Raw genomic sequence first — 16,753 nt, forward strand, 5'->3', positions numbered from 1 at the left:
GCGTCATTTAGGCGCTGGAAGTATTACGCCCTTATAGGGCTGAGCAAGCCACCTCTTTTAGGGGTGGTCATGACTATGGTACAAATATGGACCTAATGCCATACAAGTTAAGTAAGGCCTTAATTGTTACAGATAAGGATATAATAAGTCTTGGCTATGTTGAAATGGTTGAAATGATATCAAAACCTTTATTTATTTCTTATGATATATTTGATGGCATTTTGCATCCAAATTGTACAGTTTCATTTGTACAAGATGTTCTTATATACCTTAAAAAAGAATTAGATATATTAAAAAGAGATTATCATTTTATTATATCTATTGGAGGTGGAACTAATCATGATTGTGCAAAAGGTATAGCTGTTGTAGCAACTAATGGTGGATCTATCGCAGATTATGAAGGATATAAAAAAATGACAAATCCCAGCTTACCCATCATATTAATAAATACTACTTCTGGTGCAGGAGCTGAAGTATCTAATTTTGCAATTATAACAGATGAGAGTAGAAAAGTAAAAATGACCATTGGAGATCCCAAAATGATGCCTATAATATCTGTAAATGAACCTATGTTTATGACAATCATGCGGGGCTGTCGCAAAACTACTTTAAAGTAGTCAGCGATGCGACTTTTTAGCATTAAAACAAAAAATAATCCGAGAAGGGAGATTTTTTTACATCTCCCTTTCTTTTATTTTAGAATACCACAGGTTTTACCTGTGGTTCCGGAAAGCTTATAGCTATGAGTAGGAAAAAGAAAAACTCCAATATAAAATAGAAGTAGGTTTGCCAACCACAACTAAAATATATTGGAGGTGTGTCCGAAATGGACAATAGTAGTTTAGCACACAGCAAGTGGAATTGTAAATATCATATAGTTTTTGCACCAAAGTATAGGAGACAAATAATATATGGAAAGATAAAAGCAGATAATGGAAATAGACAGTTTTGGTGTAAAGGGTACTATGTTGATACTGTAGGAAGGAATAAAAAAGTCATAGAAGAGTATATAAAAAATCAGATACAGGAAGATTTAGCATACGAACAAATGAGTTTAAAAGAATATATCGACCCGTTTACGGGTAAGACAGTAAAAAAAGGCAAAAAATAAAGCACCTTTTAGGTGCAGCCTGTAAAGGCATATGCGGTTGGCACACCGTTCAGTGTGCGAGTAGCACAGCCAGTAACATGCCCTTATAGGGCTGAGCAAACCACCCGTTTTACGGGTGGTGATGATTTTTTGCATGAAATTAGGGCTGCTGCACCCTAACTTTTATTTGTTAGTTGTGCAACAGCCCCATGGTTATAAAGGCTATTAAAAATGTTAAGGACAAACTTAATTTATATTACTTCCTAGATAACTTGATGTTGTTTAGTAAATATAAACATCTATAAATTTATCTAACTAATTTTTATTTTCCACAATTGTTGGTTGAACTATTAGATGGAGTAACTACTGCTGGAGTATTAACTTTTGGGTTGTTTTGTTTTGAGTTACTAGGTTTTTGGGCATTTTGGTTTGTTCTAGTAGGTGCAGGGCTATTAGTTTTTGAGTTATTGGGTTGTGGAGTATTATGATTTATTCCATTAGGTGTTGATATTGGTGATGGTCTATAGTTTCCTCCACCAGATGATGGTGCTGGTATATACCAGCTAGAACCCCAACCAGTAAATAAATTTAATATAGATAGTTCTTGACTTTGAGTTATTGTTCCTCCTGCTACTAAAGCGTCTAGTTCAGCTTTAAAAGTTGATCTTGTTGTTATTTTGCCATTATAATAGAGATTCAATATTGTTGACTCTTGAGATTGAGTTATAGTACCTGCTGCTACTAAAGAATTTAGTTTAGCTTCGAAATTTGCAAAAGTGTAATAGGATGAAACATGAGATATAGGTTGTGTATTAGCGCATGCATGAACTGTTGTTGCGATTCCTGTATTTGCCAATAATGGTGCTGCAAGCATTATAGCAGAAATTAATTTGTACTTCATTTTTATCATTTTTATTACCTCCTAAAATTTTTACTATATAATGTTTTTTATATAAATTTACTTTGTAAGAAAATAATACTTGGGATTTATGACTATTAGGTGACGTAGTGATGTGAGACTCATGTAATAAATATTTTATATTTTGTGAAAAAGGATAAAATATGGGATTCCTAATACAATTTTTATAAGAAATTAATTAAATAATTATTACCTAATTTTTGCACAGAGAATATAATATGTAAAACTGTTAGAAGAGATCTTAGCAATAACATAAAGATCACACCATGATTTAGAATCATTACCATAATTATTAGATATAATTTACTTTAGAAGAAAGTTGATTGTTTTGAACAACTCTGATTTTTATAATATAATGTTAAATTAGTAAAGGCGAAAGGTGGCTATCAGATCATGAAGATATTAAAAATAAACTCTTTAATGATTAGAATATGGATGACTTTTACGGGTATGATTCTTATAATAATATGCTGCATTTCATTTTTGTATGTAGTTGCTTTTAGAAGTTTTGACGAAAGTGCTAAAATTCAAGATATGAAGGTAGCTCACGATATGCTAGTAAAAAGTAGCAACTTTCAAAATCCTTTAAGATTTGATAAATTAAAAAATCTTAGAAGTATTGAGAATTTAATTGTTAATATTAATGGAGGAAAAACACAAATAACAGATATAAATAATCCCATCCGTCAATTACCAAATCAACCACAAAATAATACAGAAACGCATAAGCCACTTCCTCCAAAAAATGATGGGAAAATAAATAGATTTCCTCCACCAGGAAATAGTGAAAAAACGAATGAAAGAAATTGGATAATTAGTTTTATTAAGTATGTAGGAAAAGATGAAATGCAATTTAGAGAGTATTACAACAATATTAAATTCTTTTTTATAATAAGCCCAGTAAAGAGTACAACAAATGCGGGGAAGTCATATGTAATTACCTATATGCCATATTTTTTGGATAATAGCATATTATATAAAATTATTATTATAGGTATTGTATTTATTACTATATCTTTTTTTACTGCAAAATTTGTTGCAGGATACATCTCAAAGCCACTTAAAGAGCTTGAAAATTATACTAAGAGGATAGCCAATAAACATTGGGGGGAACCAATTAAGGTTAAGAGTAACGATGAGATTGGAAGCCTTGCAAATTCTATGAATGTTATGCAGAAAAAATTAAAATATGCTGAAGAAAATGAAAAGTTGTTTCTTCAAAGTATATCCCATGACTTAAAAACACCAGTTATGGTTATTATGAGCCACGCCGAGGCAATTATAGATGGTATATATATAGATTCCATTGAAAAAACGGCTGAAATAATAAAAAATGAAGCTATAAATCTTGAAAAAAAAGTTAAACAAATATTGTATTTAAATACACTTGAATACATGTTAGAAAATAGTACAGAAAGTGAAAATATGAATTTACAAGACATTCTTAATGATATAGTACATAGATTTGAAGCATTTAACAGTAGTATTAAGTGGGAGCTAAATATTTCAAAGAGTATTATTTGGGGCAATAAGGAAAAAGTAACAATTTGTATAGAGAATATATTAGATAATGCACTGAGATATGCAAAGACTACTATAAAAATAACTTTAAAGAAAGAAAATAAGTTTGCTGTTATTGAAATTTATAATGATGGGAATGCCATTGAAAGCGAGAATATAGAACGTATATTTGATAGTATGTATAAAGGTAAAAAGGGGAATTTTGGATTAGGACTTGCTATTTCAAAAAAAGTAATAGATTTTTATAATGGATATATCAATGCAGTAAATAGAGAGAATGGAGTAAGTTTTATAATAAAATATCCTATTAAAAGCAATTATTAATAAGGTGTTGTAACGAACCCCTCCAAATTAATTATCTGGGATAGAGAGCCTCTGTGTAACAACTAGGGACAAACTTTGACATATATAACATACGTGTTAATTAAAGTCATCATAGCTCAGTTTTAGTATCACCATAAATTTTTTTCATAAGAGAATTAGTTCTTATAACTAATTCTCTTGGTAAAAATGGTTTTGACAAATAATCATCACTGCAAATCTCTAGTCCCATTATTCTATCAAATTCTTTATCTCTTGCGGACATGCATATAACAGGAGTATTTTTATTATTTTGTTTTATATATTTAATTAGTTCATAACCACTTATATCCGGAAGCATTATATCAAGTATCCAGAGATTAGGTGTATCCTTTATTTTATTTTTTGCACAATTTCCATTAAAAAAAGTAGTCACATCATAACCTTCTTTTTGAAGATATTTTTCAAGTAACCTATTTAAATTATATTCATCTTCAACTAAATATATTTTTTTAATCAACCCTATCACCTCAGCTTCTGAATTTAAATTAGAATTATCTTAGATCACACCTTTAAGACATTCGTTCGGATGACTTTATAAAAGTTGAATTTTTTGTCACTGAAATCCGTATGATAAAATTTCTACATATTTAAATTTTTATTGTTAAAGTATATTTTAATTTATTATAGTTAATAATTATAAGTAAATTGTCAATTCAAAATAGAAATAATATCAAATTATGATGTTAAATTCTACGTGCGGAATGTAGGATATATAATAAGTGAAATTGTATTTAAAGATAAATATATGAAAAGGCATAGAATTTCTATGCCTCAGGGGCACTTTTCAGTTAATTGGAAAGTGCTATTTGTCTACGGTCTGAATAAACTATATAGTTTAGTGAGGATGATAAGGATGGCATATTCATTTTCACAATTTCTGTTTATTGAAAAACCTAAAATTAATAAAAATCTTTAGATATGTATTAGTTTTTTATTATGAATTATACAACACATCAGCAGTAACTATTGCATATTCATTATTGCCCTGGTTTAATAGCTTTATAAAATTAGCAAATATACCTGAACCAATAACTTTTCCATCAGTATCATAGCTCAATATAGGTGATAACTTCAGATCTGAATAAACTTTAATACCTGCAGCATTAATTTCAACATATAATCCTGTAGATTTCATTAAATTTTTTGAACTTGATAAGGTATTTGAGCATAACAATTGATTTAAATCTACAATATCATCTAGGGATTGACTATTTCTAACATATGAAAATAACTGAATTGTATTGTTTTTAATGTCTAAAAGCAATCCTGAATTTATTCTATCTACAATTGGCACAAGTAAATCGGCTGAATCATTTATATTAGTATCTAATTTAAGTTTGAACAATGCTTTATGTTCAAAATAATTTTGCAATTTATATGGTGTTAGAAACTGTTTTGTAACAGTACCATCATTATTTTGGAATGTGGATACTTTAGAACTGTGATTTTTAAAATCTTGTGAAATATAAAAACCAACTGCTGCAACTCTATTAAACTGCCCTGAGTATAACTTTATTTCGTTTAAACCAAACGCCAACTTATCCACTAAAAATAATTTGTACATATTTATGGATAAAAAATAGTTATTTATGAAAGTATCATTTAAAATATACCTTGTATCATTAAATACAACATAAGGTTTTTGAATATCTGATGCAGGTAAAGTATAGCCTGGATTTTGAGGAATCTGTATTTGTACGCTATATAGATTCAAGTTATTTGACAAATTTAAAACTATAAAATCCTGCAGTAGAACATCAGATGTATCTCCTTTATCATAGTAAACAAAGTTGTTGAATAAATAATTTGTATACCAGAGATTAATTGGGTCATCTTCAAATAAGACCCTATCACTTGATATATTACTTTTCACATTTTGTGACGTAAAATCTAGTTTTATTTGTTTTTTACCATCTAGTATAATTACTCTGGGATCAAAATATGCAAATAATACCTCAGATTCAAATTTATGACCTGCATCGGTAAAATGCAGATGATCTGTGCTAATTATATCTTTTAAGCTATAAGTCTCATTATTTGCTAGGAGCTTTGAGGTATAATAATTTATATCTATTAACTCAATGTTATATTTTTGGGCCAATTCTTTTTTAACTGTATTAGCTATGGAGTTTATATTTTCACTTGTGCGATACGGATAAGTTGAACTATCAATACTTCCTGGTTCTATTGTAGCCTGTGTAGTAAGCAAAAAAGGTTGTATATTATTTTTTAGACACCATAATATGATATTTTCTATATTCTCCTTAAACTGCTCTTTATAATCTTTAGTTGAAGTTTTATTAAGTCTATCATTAATTCCAAAACCTATACCAATCATTTTTACGTCCGAATAAGCACCTGAAAAAATATTATTAATATTTGAATATGCCCAATCAGCAGTTTGTCCAGAAAATCCTGCATTATAAATTCTAGCAGTAGTTGAACCTGTATATTTTCTGATTAGATTTTGTAAATATGTTGTAAATGCATTTGGTGGTTGATGATCTTGTCCTATTTCATTTTTAACCCACCCGGATGTTTGATTGCCATCAAATGTACTATCTCCAAAAAATGCTACCGGAAATTTTTCATTGTTTTCCCAAGCCACCCAAGCATCTTGAAATGTTATTTTTTTGCGATTTTTAATATCTTCTAACTGTAATCCATTACCTGTTTCTGACTTTACTACAACATCTGTATTTGCTTGTACTGCATTAGCTTTACTTTCAGCTAATGACATAGTAGCTGGTGCTATGATAGCAGCAGCTGTTGTAGTTAAAAGAAATATTCCTTTTAATATCTTTAGCATAATAAACTCCTATCCAATAAGTTAGATATATTTTTAATACAAAGAAATTATAATTAATAATTATGGTTATAAAAATTAAGCTGTTTCAAATTAAGTAATTGTAGCTATAGTACCAATAGTGCTGTTATTATATTATTAATTAACAGTATACTTGAAACTATATTTTGATTGTCAATTAAATGTGTGAACTTTATATTACTTATAAACATTATCGGTAATATCTAATAAAATTAACTCTAACATTTCGTATGGGATAAAACACTGAAAGGTATTAAAGATAAATTTAACTTTTTCCTTTTCGTCAATCTCTGAATTTAATAAGGTAGTTAGGGTGTGTCTGAAAACATAAAGTTGCACCAAAACTAAGCTTTAGCTAAAATAGAAGAAAAGCTTGAAGGTTACTATTATGGCACGAAAGCGTTATGAAATATCAGATGAACAATGGAATCAAATAAAAGACTTATTTCCAGTTGCAAAAACCGGGTGACCTCCAATAGATAATCGTATTATATTAGATGCTATTATGGTATTATTTACTTATATATAGTTAAGCCGTAAATGTAACTGAGAACGCAGCCACCACTTAATAGTGGTTTTGTTCTATTCTTAATTTGTGACTTACCTCTTGAGTAAATAATTAAAGTTTATTACACTGTTCATAATAAAATATTTTCTAAAATGGATATAAGGGCTATTTTAAGAAGTATTTTATTATAAAGGCTATTAAAAATGTTAAAAGCAAATTTGATTTATACTACTTTTTGGATAACTTGATATTGTTTGGTAAATATAAATATCCATAAATTTATCTAATTAATTTTTATTTCCCGTAATTATTAGTTGAACTATTAGATGGAGCAACTACTGCTGGAGTATTAACCTTTGGGTTATTTTGCTTTGAGTCACAACTATTATGATTATTTCCACTAAGTTGAGGATTTTTAGCATTATTATTATGATTTACGCCACCCGGCTGTGGAGTGTTATGATTTATTCCATTAGGTGTTGATATTGGTGCTGGTCTATAATTTCCTCCCCCAGATGATGGTGATTTTTATATAAATTTACTTTGTAAGAAAATAATACTTGAAAGTTATGATTATTAGATGACGTAGTGATGTAAAACTCATGTAATAGATATTTTAAATTTTGTGAAAGAAGATAAAATATGTGAGAATTGTCATTTTTACAAAAAATAATAGCTATATATTAAACGATTCATAATCATTACTAACAAAAGCTCCAGCTTAAAACTAAACTGGAGCATTTTGAAGACAGTTTTCTATACATAAATTACCCCCCTTCGAACAAACCTCCTCTTGTAACAAATTAGAATTTAAATTAGTTTAATATCATCACCAACCTGTAGTTCAAAGCCATAATTTCCGTCATGTAATTCTATAACTTTTTTCACAATAGGTACCCCCTAAGTCCGTACCCATAATTGTACGCTTATGTTTTTTTGCTAACCTTGTAGTATCTGTCCCCAATATATGTATATTTTTTATTTAATTATTGGATGGTATGAAAGTTTGCTTATAGATAAGCTTTGTACCAGAAAGTATAGTTTTGTGGAACTTAATTTTATATTAATATTTTTTTAACCAATAATATTAGACCAGTTGTCATATGGTAAAATAAATTTAAATGTTGATGGTAAACTTTTTATTATTTTAGAAGGAGATAACTCGTGAATAAATACCTTACTTCCAATTTTATAGGTGGACCATTTGTATTGTTTTCATGGCCACATCTCATTGCCCTAGCCATAATATTATTAATTACAATACTTACATATGTATTCAGGCATAGGCTTCGCTTACTAAAAAAGTCTACCCGTATGTATATTTCATCTTTTCTCATACTTCAGCAGCTTTCCTTAACGGTATGGTGCATTATGTATGGCGGTCTGCCTTTAAAATCATCACTCCCTCTAGAACTATGCGATATATCTACGATAATATCTGCCACAATGTTTGTATGTAAGAGTTATCTTCTATATGAAATAGTATACTTCTGGGGTATTGCAGGTTCACTGGAGGCTCTTATGACTCCTGATTTGGGCATATATACTTTCCCGCATTTCGTATTCTTTCAATTTTTTCTGTCCCACGGTAGCATAATTATTCTATGCTTTTTCATGACTTTTGTTTATAGCTATAGGCCTAGTTTTAAATCATTAACAAAAAGTTTTGTGGTTCTGAACATTTATGCAGGTTTTATAGGAATATATGACAAGTTTATGGGGACTAACATTATGTATCTTTGCGATAAAACTCAAAGTACTTCAATTATGAGTTTTCTTGGACCTTGGCCATGGTATCTAATTTCTCTTGAACTTGTTGCTATTGTTTCATGCTTCCTGTGTCTTATTCCCTTTATCATAAAAGATCAAATGTGGAATAAGTAATACTAATTAGGATCTGCTCTACAAGTGCTAATTATTAAAATAGACACTGATTCTTCATTTAAGAAAGTATCCTTTAATAGCCAAACATATAATATTCAATCTATAATGAGAACAATATGGAATAGTATCCTTGACCAATAAAAACTCATAGGTATAATTGCTTCAAGGGAGTGTTGCCATATAAACTTATTGTTTGTAAAAAAAGAATACCATCATAAAGGCATTGCAAAAGAGTTATTTAATAGGCTTAAAATAGAGATAATCGAAAAAAATTCAAATACCAAGTGTATAACTGTAAATTCTTCTCTCTTTGCTATTCAGATATATAAAAAATTAGGCTTCATAACTACTGATGAGGAACTGATACAAGATGGATTACGTTCTACGCCAATGGAATATGTATTATTAAAACATTAATTTATCCAAGGTTTAAGTAATAATAGTCTTATTTTGCTTATTAACTAGAGTAAAAAATACTCTAGTTAATAACAAAATACGGTATTGTTGGTATTGAATAAAATACTTCTTTTATTATAAGTTACAGCATTAAGTAGGTTCTGTTGTATATCCATACCAAGGATTAGTAAATCCTTTCTTGCCAGCAAGATAATAGATTTTGAATCTTAAATCACAACCTGCAAACTCATAATTTCCCATAGTCGGTGCATTCCCAAGGAACTTGGCTGAACTTAGACTGGTACAATCAGAAAATGCACTGTCTGCGATGCTTGTTACACTGTCAGGTAAGGTTATTCTTGTTAGCCTAGTACACTTGTAAAACGCATAGCTGCCAATACTTGTTACACCATGAGATATGGTTATGTTTGCTAGGTTAGTGCAGAATGAAAATGCACTGTTTCCGATACTTATTACACTATTTGGAATTGTTACACTCGTTAGGCTAGTGCAGTTCCAAAACGCACCTTGACCAATATTTGTTACACTGTTAGGCAAGTTTATTCTTGTTAGGTTAGTGCAGAATGAAAATGCACTGTTTCCGATGCCTATTACACTATTTGGAATTGCTACACTTGTTAGGCTAGTGCAGTTCCAAAACACACCTTCACCGATACTTGTTATACTGTTAGGTAAGGTTATACTTGTTAAGCTAGTACACTTATAGAACGCATAGTTACCGATACTTGTTACACCATGAGATATGGTTATGCTTGTTAGGCTAGTGCAGTAAGAAAATACGCTGTCTCCAATGCTTGTTACACTGTCAGGTAGGGTTATGCTTGTTAGGCTAGTGCACTTATAGAACGCGTAGTTACCGATACTTGCTACACCATGAGGTAAGGTTATTCTTGTTAGGTTAGTGCAGAAAGAAAATGTATAGCTACCGATACTTGTTATACTATTTGGAATTGTTACACTTGCTAGGCTAGTGCAGTCCCAAAACGCATTTTGACCGATACTTGTTATACTGTCAGGTAAGGTTATACTTTTCAATCTAGTGCAGAAAGAAAATGCACTATTTCCGATACCTGTTACTATATATCCATCAATTGTTGCCGGAATTGTAATATTATCTCCGAATCCTACATATTTAGTAATTGTTGCCTTATTACCATTTAAACTGTACTGGTAATCGCCTGATGTAGCTCCACGTGCTATATTTGGTTTCACCTGAAAAATTAATAAGGCCATGAAAACCAACAATATTGTTTTAAGTGTAAATACTAACTTTTTCATTTTTCTCCCCCCTCGTATAATGGCTTAGAGCTCCTATAATCTTGTTTAATGTTTTAATAGTAATTAACTTTAAAGCATTTAAAATGCTTTCTAAGTCGAATATGAAGCTTTCTAAAAGTACATTCAAGACATCAGTTCTCATTTTTACCTCCCATTTTATCAAATCCCTTTAACCTAAGTCTCGGAAAAAAGGGTTCGAGCTTCTTTTGGTTACCCTAGCTATGGTCGTGTATAGTGCCAGGGTTTCCTGTATGTAGTGAAATTTATGGTGGTAATCAACTATGGTCTGGTATACTGCATAAGTCGTGAAGGAAAAATACTACTCTATTGGAAATAAACCCTATTATTATGAATAGAGGAATTGATAGCAAGGATACAGATCTCCTGTATCAGATAAAATATTTCTATCATTAAAAATAGGCATTCCCCTCAGGATAATTGAAAAAAACTTAGATATACCTTCTGGGAATTTTAAAATTCTCTCCATTTGGCAATTACATTTAGATACAATATATAAGAATTCAGCTCTAATATCTGTTCTATGTGTCAACATGACAACTTTCATATTATATGACCACATATGCCAAAGGTATTTCCTAACATCTTCCCACGGAAAACCTTTACAATTCAAAAATAGCAATTAATATGATTCTATTAATTAATTTATCAGTTATTATTACATATCCTTTTCTTGCATTATCAAAGATGGGGCTATATGGAGTATTGATAAACTTTTCCTTTTAATCATATATGAATTGTCTGTGCTATTGTAATCTTATATACTTTCTTCTATGGCCTTGATAATAAATGCAAAAATATTCTGAATATATATTTTATTATTCTACATAAAAGTATAATATCCTTTAATTTTTTTTAATTAATTTGCTTACTGCTATTCATATATTATAGAATGTCTGCCTTTAAAAATGATAGTAATGTAATGCAAATAAATCACTATGCTGGATTTGAAGCACAGAAAATAAATATTGACACGTTTAATTTACTAAAACGTGCCTTGGATTTTTCAAGGGCTTCAGGTGGGGCATTTGACATAACAATTCGGCCTTTGACTGAACAAAGACAATCAATTGATCTGGGTGGTATTGCAAAAGGATATGCAGCTGATGAAGTTAAACGTGTGCTGTTGCAATATAAAATTGAAAATACCTTGATCAACTTGGGAGGAAACACTATAACAATGGGACATAATCCAACAGGGACACCCTGGCGGATTGGCATTCAGAACCCATTATTTGCTAGAGGACAATATATTGTGAGAATATCAGTCACAAATAAGACAGTTGTAACCTCTGGCAGCAATGAACAGTTTTTCATCAAAGAAGGGGAAAGATATCATCACATTATAGATCCACGTACGGGATATCCATCAAAGAATGAACTTTTAAGCGTAACTGTACTATGTGAATGTTCAACTGATGCGGATGCTGTGACCACTGCTCTTTTTGTACAGAATATTAATAAATCAATACCTTAATTAGTAGAAGTTGTTGTTATTATTCCATTTACAATTCTAAGTGCAATCAGTGTAGACTTGAAATAAGGTTGATCCATTGTTGTAAGGCTGCCGTCATCGTTTTTGATCATGACATTATGTTTACATGAAAAATCTATCCACTTCACTGAAGCACATGATGATACAGAAGAATGACCAGATACGCTCGTTTTAGACGATGTATTTGATGTGATTTTTGAATTACTTAGTGAACATGCTGTAAATGAGCTATTAACAAGCACCAGCATAACTAAAATAGTTAATAATTTCTTGTTGAATTTTTTCATTCGAGTTCTCCTTTATTAATTGATTTTTAAATATATATCGTAACATAAATAGGTTGTTGAATAACTAAATTTGTAAACATGAAACAAATCAATCAACTCCTATTTTAACTCTTAAATAAATAAGGCTAAATTCCTTACCTAACCTAAATAATATAATAAACTGCTAAAATTCTTGAATCTTTAATGATAGATAATGGTTATAGTATTCTTATTAAAAACAGGTCAAATATAAAATAATTTTATATTGATATACTGTTGGAATGGGATAAAACCCACTGACCTTCAGTGGGTTTTATGATACTATTCTTATAAGTATTCTGGATCTTATTTTCTGTTTTGTACATAAAAATGAAAGTCTTTGAACTTATGAATATTCTTTTATATTAATTTGTGGTAGAACTATCTGTATAAGCTTTTAAATCATATAATTGGCCAGAGTTGTCACCGCCGAAGCCTTCCATGTTTTGTCTATCCAAGTTTGTTGTGCTGCTGTCGGTAGAACTGTACTCGTTTGAAGAAACTAATTTACCGTTCTGCTTAACCCAATTCATGATTTGGATGGTAGTGCTTTTATCACTACGTCCGCCAGCCATTACATATCTTATTTCCCCATTTTTAACAAGCTGTTTAAACTGCGCTAGAGTAAGAATCTGATCGCTGCCTGCAAATCCACCTAAGGACATTACAGTCTCACCGGTTTGTATTATAATATCTGATGCAGAATTAGTATTAGAGCTGGGTACAACAAGCAAGTATTTTTGCTCGGCTGTTCTGTTTTTTTCAAGGAACTGTATAAGTGATGAACTACTACTTTCAGAGGAACCGCCTGAAAAGCTGCCGCTCATTTGTGATCCCTTGTTGGATAGCAGTTCTAAACCTGCTGTGGGGACAGAATTATCCAGCTTTACAAACATTGCAGCTGAGGAACCTACCAATGGTGTAATTGAAAGTCCAATTAAGGCTAATGATACTAAAGAGTATCTGAGCTTATTCATAGTACCTGATTCTGAGTTATTTCTTTTAAGGTTTAGTAAACTCAAAATTATTGAAGCAATAATGGTTGATACTGCAACTACCACTATCAATACCTTAATACTACTCGAGTAGCTGATGAAGTAGGATAGCATAAGCAGATGAACCGCGCCTGTCACTAAAAAGGCTGAAGGTAATAACCAAGTCTTCCAACCATCTCCCTTATAAAACTCCCACATTGAAGTGATGCCAATGGCTGCCAAAGCTGCTATTGGAGGAGCAAGCATTGTTAAATAATAAGGATGATAGGTTCCTGTAGTAAAACTAAAATATATAAATTCAGGCAAGAAACACATAAACCATAATAGTAATGACGATTTTCTCATATTGTCTAATCGAAATTTGAGCTTTTCTCCTATAGCTGCTGCTGCAAATCCAAATAAAGCTAGTGGCATAAACCAAACTATCTGGTCTGAGAGCATACTCTTAGTGAATAATCTAGTTAATCCTGCAGGTACTTGTGATCCAAAGTTACCTGAAAGACCTGAATTGCTTCCCGTGTGGCCATGGAATTGTCCCATCTGTTCATTACTACCAGTTAAGCCTTGATTTTCCTTACTACTTGAATTGTCTGAAGTTTTATTATTAGAAGACTGTTTTTGGGAAATTCCCGGATTTGAATTGCTGCCTAAACCTATTCTTTCTAGCCCATTATGTCCTACAATGAGCTCCATCTCAGTGTTATTTGTACTGCTGTCTACATATGGACGGCTGCTTGCAGGCGTTAAATCTACAGCCAGAGCCCAAGAGAGAGAAACTGCCGCCAAAACAACTGTACTAACTGCAAGATGGATTATCCTTTTCTTTAAAGAGACTGATGTTGCTAGAAGATAAGTAATATATAAAGCAGGAACTATCATGTAGGCTTCAGCCATTTTTACATTAAAACCTATGCCTACAAGCACTATACTCAATATAAGATACTTAAATTGCCCTTTTTCTGCAGCTATAAAAAGGCTCCAACAGGCAAACAGTAAGATCATAACAAGAACATTGTCAATTGTATTATTTCTGCTTGCTGCCACAAAAACCGGAGTTACAGCTAGGAATAGTGCTGCTAGGAGGCCCGAAGTATTTCCAAAGGACCTTTTAACAAGATGATATATAAGTATTACAGAAACGATTCCTGCCAAAGCTTGTGGTAAAATTATGCTCCATCCGCTGAAGCCCAATATTTTAGCTGAGATTGCCTGAAGCCAAAAACCAACTGGCGGCTTATCGATAGTAACAAAACCTGCAGGATCAAAGGATACAAAAAAAAAGTTTTTGAGACTCATGGTCATACTTTTAGCAGCTGCAGCATAGTAGGCGTTCGCTGTACCCTCTATACCTAAGTTTACAAAATTTAATACTGCGGATAGCAATATTATCAGCATTAGTGGAATGTATTGCTTGGTAAATTTTTCTTTTTTCATCAATTAATCCTCCGTATTAACTCACTCATTCGTCTTGAGTTCAAATTTTTTCATCATCATGATTAACTACACTTTCAATAATGTAATTTGGTCTATCTTTACTTTCATCAAATATTCTTCCTATATATTCTCCCATAATCCCCAAGCCACAAAGCATAAGGCCGAGTAATAAGAGATTGATTGGTAGAATCTAAGCTAAGTATGCTGCTACCTACAATCACGTCCCTTAAAAGGGATAAAAATAATTATTAGAATCTATGCAATAATTAAATTAATGTTGTATATAGTTATGATAAATTTACAGATAATATAGTTCACTTGTTTATGAAAGCTAAGGATTGTATGTAGTATCTTTTTCTTTTTTGTGGGTAAATGAAACATAAACAACAAGAGCAATAATAGTTATTGTAGATACCAAGCTTACTGGACCGGATCCCAGCCCAAGACCTCTATCATGTCCGTACGACAGCCAATCCGCAAATGAGGCTCCGAGAGGCCTTGTAATTATATAACCGAACCAGAAACAAAATATTTCATTCATACCAAACAGCTTATAGGCTACAGCCGGTACAGCAATCAAACCGATAAACATGAATCCGGATATCAAATTTCCTAAGTTCAGGTTCTCAGCAGTCATATCCCCTAGAGCAGTTCCAAGCATAAATGTTGAAACTACTGTAGCCCAGTAAAAAATCTCACGACGAAGTGTATAGATACTATGAACAGACAGGGTCTTTTCCACAGCATACCAAGCTATTAGTACAATAACCAAAATTGCCCCGAATATAGTAGTGGACATCACAAAACCAACATGCACAGCATCCGCTGCAGCTGTACCAAAAACAGCTACAGATACGACATTTAACCAATATTTCCATGGCACATGACGGTGTGATTTGATCTGCAGTATCATCGTTATAATCAAGACGACAGTCATAACTGCCATGAACGGACTAAAGGATAATGCCATATGTGATATAGGACCCGCTGCACTTTGAGTCATTCCAGGAGGGCTATGAATTCCCAGATGCGACAGAAAATCGGATGTTGCTTCACCCATTCCAGTAGATAATAGTTTAATAATCCAGAACATGATTGAAACTTGCGGAACTTTATTCAATGCGTGCTGTTCAGGAGTGTTCGATAATGTTTTACTCATACTTATTTTCATTGATAATCTACCTCCAAATTAAGTCAATGTGCGTTTAGTTGTCTAGTATTTTACATACTTTAACTTTACAGTTGGCATTTTACTAGTACACCAAAATTTAAAGTACATTTTAAATTATAATACCAATATCTTTAAAATTACTAAGAGAAACATTAAGAGCTGATTAAAATTTTCTAATGAAATTTTAATAATTATTTTATAAATAAAAAGATTGCCTTAGTTCAATGGTAAGAGTATAAAAGGGGAGCTTAAGACAAAACATTAATAAGTTATTTTTTTCTTTACAATATTTTATTAAAGTTATACTATGTTTACTAGAGAATATAATTTTGGTTGGTTTTAACCGAAAAACACCGTTATTTTTCGGTTTTTCCATAGACTTATGTAAATTCAAAGGAGGTAAAAAATGACCAAAGTTCTTATTGTTGAAGATGAAGCTGAAATTATAAGTTTTCTAGAACCAGAACTATCCTACGAAGGATATGAAGTGGACGTAGCAGGTGATGGTAGAACTGGTTTAAAAAAAAT

The 16,753-nt window shown here is 31.3% G+C and carries 12 protein-coding genes and 3 pseudogenes; 6 read left to right on the forward strand and 9 right to left on the reverse strand.

Annotation, left to right across the window (positions count from 1 at the left end; all coding sequences use genetic code 11):
* Positions 1–89: 89 nt before the first annotated feature.
* Both ACJDU8_RS23290 and ACJDU8_RS23295 read left to right on the forward strand, forming a co-directional pair.
* Positions 90–587 (forward strand): annotated as a pseudogene (locus tag ACJDU8_RS23290) (iron-containing alcohol dehydrogenase); the annotation flags it as partial.
* Between the two features lie 239 nt (positions 588–826).
* On the forward strand, positions 827–1,111 hold the full coding sequence (locus ACJDU8_RS23295) for a transposase (RefSeq protein WP_406794576.1): 285 nt from the start codon (positions 827–829) through the stop codon (positions 1,109–1,111).
* 301 nt (positions 1,112–1,412) lie between these two features.
* On the opposite strand, the gene ACJDU8_RS23300 is transcribed toward ACJDU8_RS23295, so the two are convergent.
* Entirely contained in the window at positions 1,413–2,000 is a 588-nt protein-coding gene (locus tag ACJDU8_RS23300; protein WP_406794577.1) for a hypothetical protein, read from the reverse strand.
* A 402-nt stretch (positions 2,001–2,402) separates the two neighbouring features.
* Between ACJDU8_RS23300 and ACJDU8_RS23305 the strand changes: the two genes are divergently transcribed.
* Entirely contained in the window at positions 2,403–3,854 is a 1,452-nt protein-coding gene (locus ACJDU8_RS23305; RefSeq protein WP_406794578.1) for a HAMP domain-containing sensor histidine kinase, read from the forward strand.
* Between the two features lie 115 nt (positions 3,855–3,969).
* Here ACJDU8_RS23305 and ACJDU8_RS23310 read toward each other — a convergent pair.
* Together ACJDU8_RS23310 and ACJDU8_RS23315 are read right to left on the reverse strand one after the other, a co-directional pair.
* Positions 3,970–4,350: pseudogene (locus tag ACJDU8_RS23310) on the reverse strand (response regulator transcription factor); the annotation flags it as partial.
* 477 nt (positions 4,351–4,827) lie between these two features.
* Positions 4,828–6,702 carry an SGNH/GDSL hydrolase family protein gene (locus tag ACJDU8_RS23315; protein ID WP_406794579.1) on the reverse strand — a complete coding sequence of 625 codons (1,875 nt, stop codon included), beginning with the start codon at positions 6,700–6,702 and terminating at the stop codon, positions 4,828–4,830.
* Positions 6,703–8,392: 1,690 nt separating this feature from the next.
* Between ACJDU8_RS23315 and ACJDU8_RS23320 the strand changes: the two genes are divergently transcribed.
* Both ACJDU8_RS23320 and ACJDU8_RS23325 read left to right on the forward strand, forming a co-directional pair.
* Positions 8,393–9,112, forward strand: coding sequence for a YwaF family protein (locus ACJDU8_RS23320; RefSeq protein ID WP_406794580.1), 720 nt, complete (start codon positions 8,393–8,395; stop codon positions 9,110–9,112).
* A gap of 153 nt (positions 9,113–9,265) precedes the next feature.
* Entirely contained in the window at positions 9,266–9,529 is a 264-nt protein-coding gene (locus tag ACJDU8_RS23325) for a GNAT family N-acetyltransferase (RefSeq protein WP_406794587.1), read from the forward strand.
* 129 nt (positions 9,530–9,658) lie between these two features.
* Here ACJDU8_RS23325 and ACJDU8_RS23330 read toward each other — a convergent pair whose 3' ends face one another.
* Both ACJDU8_RS23330 and ACJDU8_RS23335 read right to left on the reverse strand, forming a co-directional pair.
* Positions 9,659–10,807 carry a leucine-rich repeat domain-containing protein gene (locus ACJDU8_RS23330; RefSeq protein WP_406794581.1) on the reverse strand — a complete coding sequence of 383 codons (1,149 nt, stop codon included), beginning with the start codon at positions 10,805–10,807 and terminating at the stop codon, positions 9,659–9,661.
* A complete protein-coding gene (locus ACJDU8_RS23335) occupies positions 10,782–10,949 on the reverse strand; it encodes a hypothetical protein (protein WP_406794582.1) in 168 nt (55 codons plus the stop codon). The genes ACJDU8_RS23330 and ACJDU8_RS23335 overlap by 26 nt, the downstream gene beginning before the upstream one ends.
* A 768-nt stretch (positions 10,950–11,717) precedes the next feature.
* Here ACJDU8_RS23335 and ACJDU8_RS23340 point away from each other — a divergent pair.
* On the forward strand, positions 11,718–12,302 hold the full coding sequence (locus tag ACJDU8_RS23340) for an FAD:protein FMN transferase (protein ID WP_406794583.1): 585 nt from the start codon (positions 11,718–11,720) through the stop codon (positions 12,300–12,302).
* On the opposite strand, the gene ACJDU8_RS23345 is transcribed toward ACJDU8_RS23340, so the two are convergent.
* The 4 genes and pseudogenes from ACJDU8_RS23345 to ACJDU8_RS23360 form a co-directional block, all read right to left on the reverse strand.
* Positions 12,299–12,607 (reverse strand): hypothetical protein, encoded by a 309-nt coding sequence (locus tag ACJDU8_RS23345; protein ID WP_406794584.1) that lies wholly within the window; start codon positions 12,605–12,607, stop codon positions 12,299–12,301. The genes ACJDU8_RS23340 and ACJDU8_RS23345 overlap by 4 nt on opposite strands.
* Before the next feature lie 383 nt (positions 12,608–12,990).
* Positions 12,991–15,054: a glycosyltransferase family 39 protein gene (locus tag ACJDU8_RS23350; protein ID WP_406794585.1), complete on the reverse strand. Its 2,064-nt coding sequence runs from the start codon at positions 15,052–15,054 to the stop codon at positions 12,991–12,993.
* A 40-nt stretch (positions 15,055–15,094) separates the two neighbouring features.
* Positions 15,095–15,244 (reverse strand): annotated as a pseudogene (locus tag ACJDU8_RS23355) (glycosyltransferase); the annotation flags it as partial.
* A gap of 141 nt (positions 15,245–15,385) precedes the next feature.
* Positions 15,386–16,225, reverse strand: a complete 840-nt coding sequence (locus ACJDU8_RS23360) for a COG4705 family protein (RefSeq protein ID WP_406794586.1) — start codon at positions 16,223–16,225, stop codon at positions 15,386–15,388.
* Positions 16,226–16,753: the final 528 nt, after the last annotated feature.

Origin of the sequence: Candidatus Clostridium eludens (assembly GCF_045310515.1) — a bacterium.
Taxonomy (GTDB): Bacteria; Bacillota; Clostridia; order Clostridiales; family Clostridiaceae; genus Clostridium_B; species Clostridium_B eludens.

Bases quoted from the DNA above. Each gene is read 5' to 3' on its own strand.
- ACJDU8_RS23295 (WP_406794576.1), top strand. From the start codon at position 827: ATGGACAATAGTAGTTTAGCACACAGCAAGTGGAATTGTAAATATCAT.
- ACJDU8_RS23340 (WP_406794583.1), top strand. From the start codon at position 11,718: ATGTCTGCCTTTAAAAATGATAGTAATGTAATGCAAATAAATCACTAT.
- ACJDU8_RS23330 (WP_406794581.1), bottom strand. From the start codon at position 10,807: ATGAAAAAGTTAGTATTTACACTTAAAACAATATTGTTGGTTTTCATG.
- ACJDU8_RS23345 (WP_406794584.1), bottom strand. From the start codon at position 12,607: ATGAAAAAATTCAACAAGAAATTATTAACTATTTTAGTTATGCTGGTG.
- ACJDU8_RS23360 (WP_406794586.1), bottom strand. From the start codon at position 16,225: ATGAAAATAAGTATGAGTAAAACATTATCGAACACTCCTGAACAGCAC.
- ACJDU8_RS23305 (WP_406794578.1), top strand. From the start codon at position 2,403: ATGAAGATATTAAAAATAAACTCTTTAATGATTAGAATATGGATGACT.
- ACJDU8_RS23315 (WP_406794579.1), bottom strand. From the start codon at position 6,702: ATGCTAAAGATATTAAAAGGAATATTTCTTTTAACTACAACAGCTGCT.
- ACJDU8_RS23300 (WP_406794577.1), bottom strand. From the start codon at position 2,000: ATGATAAAAATGAAGTACAAATTAATTTCTGCTATAATGCTTGCAGCA.
- ACJDU8_RS23350 (WP_406794585.1), bottom strand. From the start codon at position 15,054: ATGAAAAAAGAAAAATTTACCAAGCAATACATTCCACTAATGCTGATA.
- ACJDU8_RS23335 (WP_406794582.1), bottom strand. From the start codon at position 10,949: ATGAGAACTGATGTCTTGAATGTACTTTTAGAAAGCTTCATATTCGAC.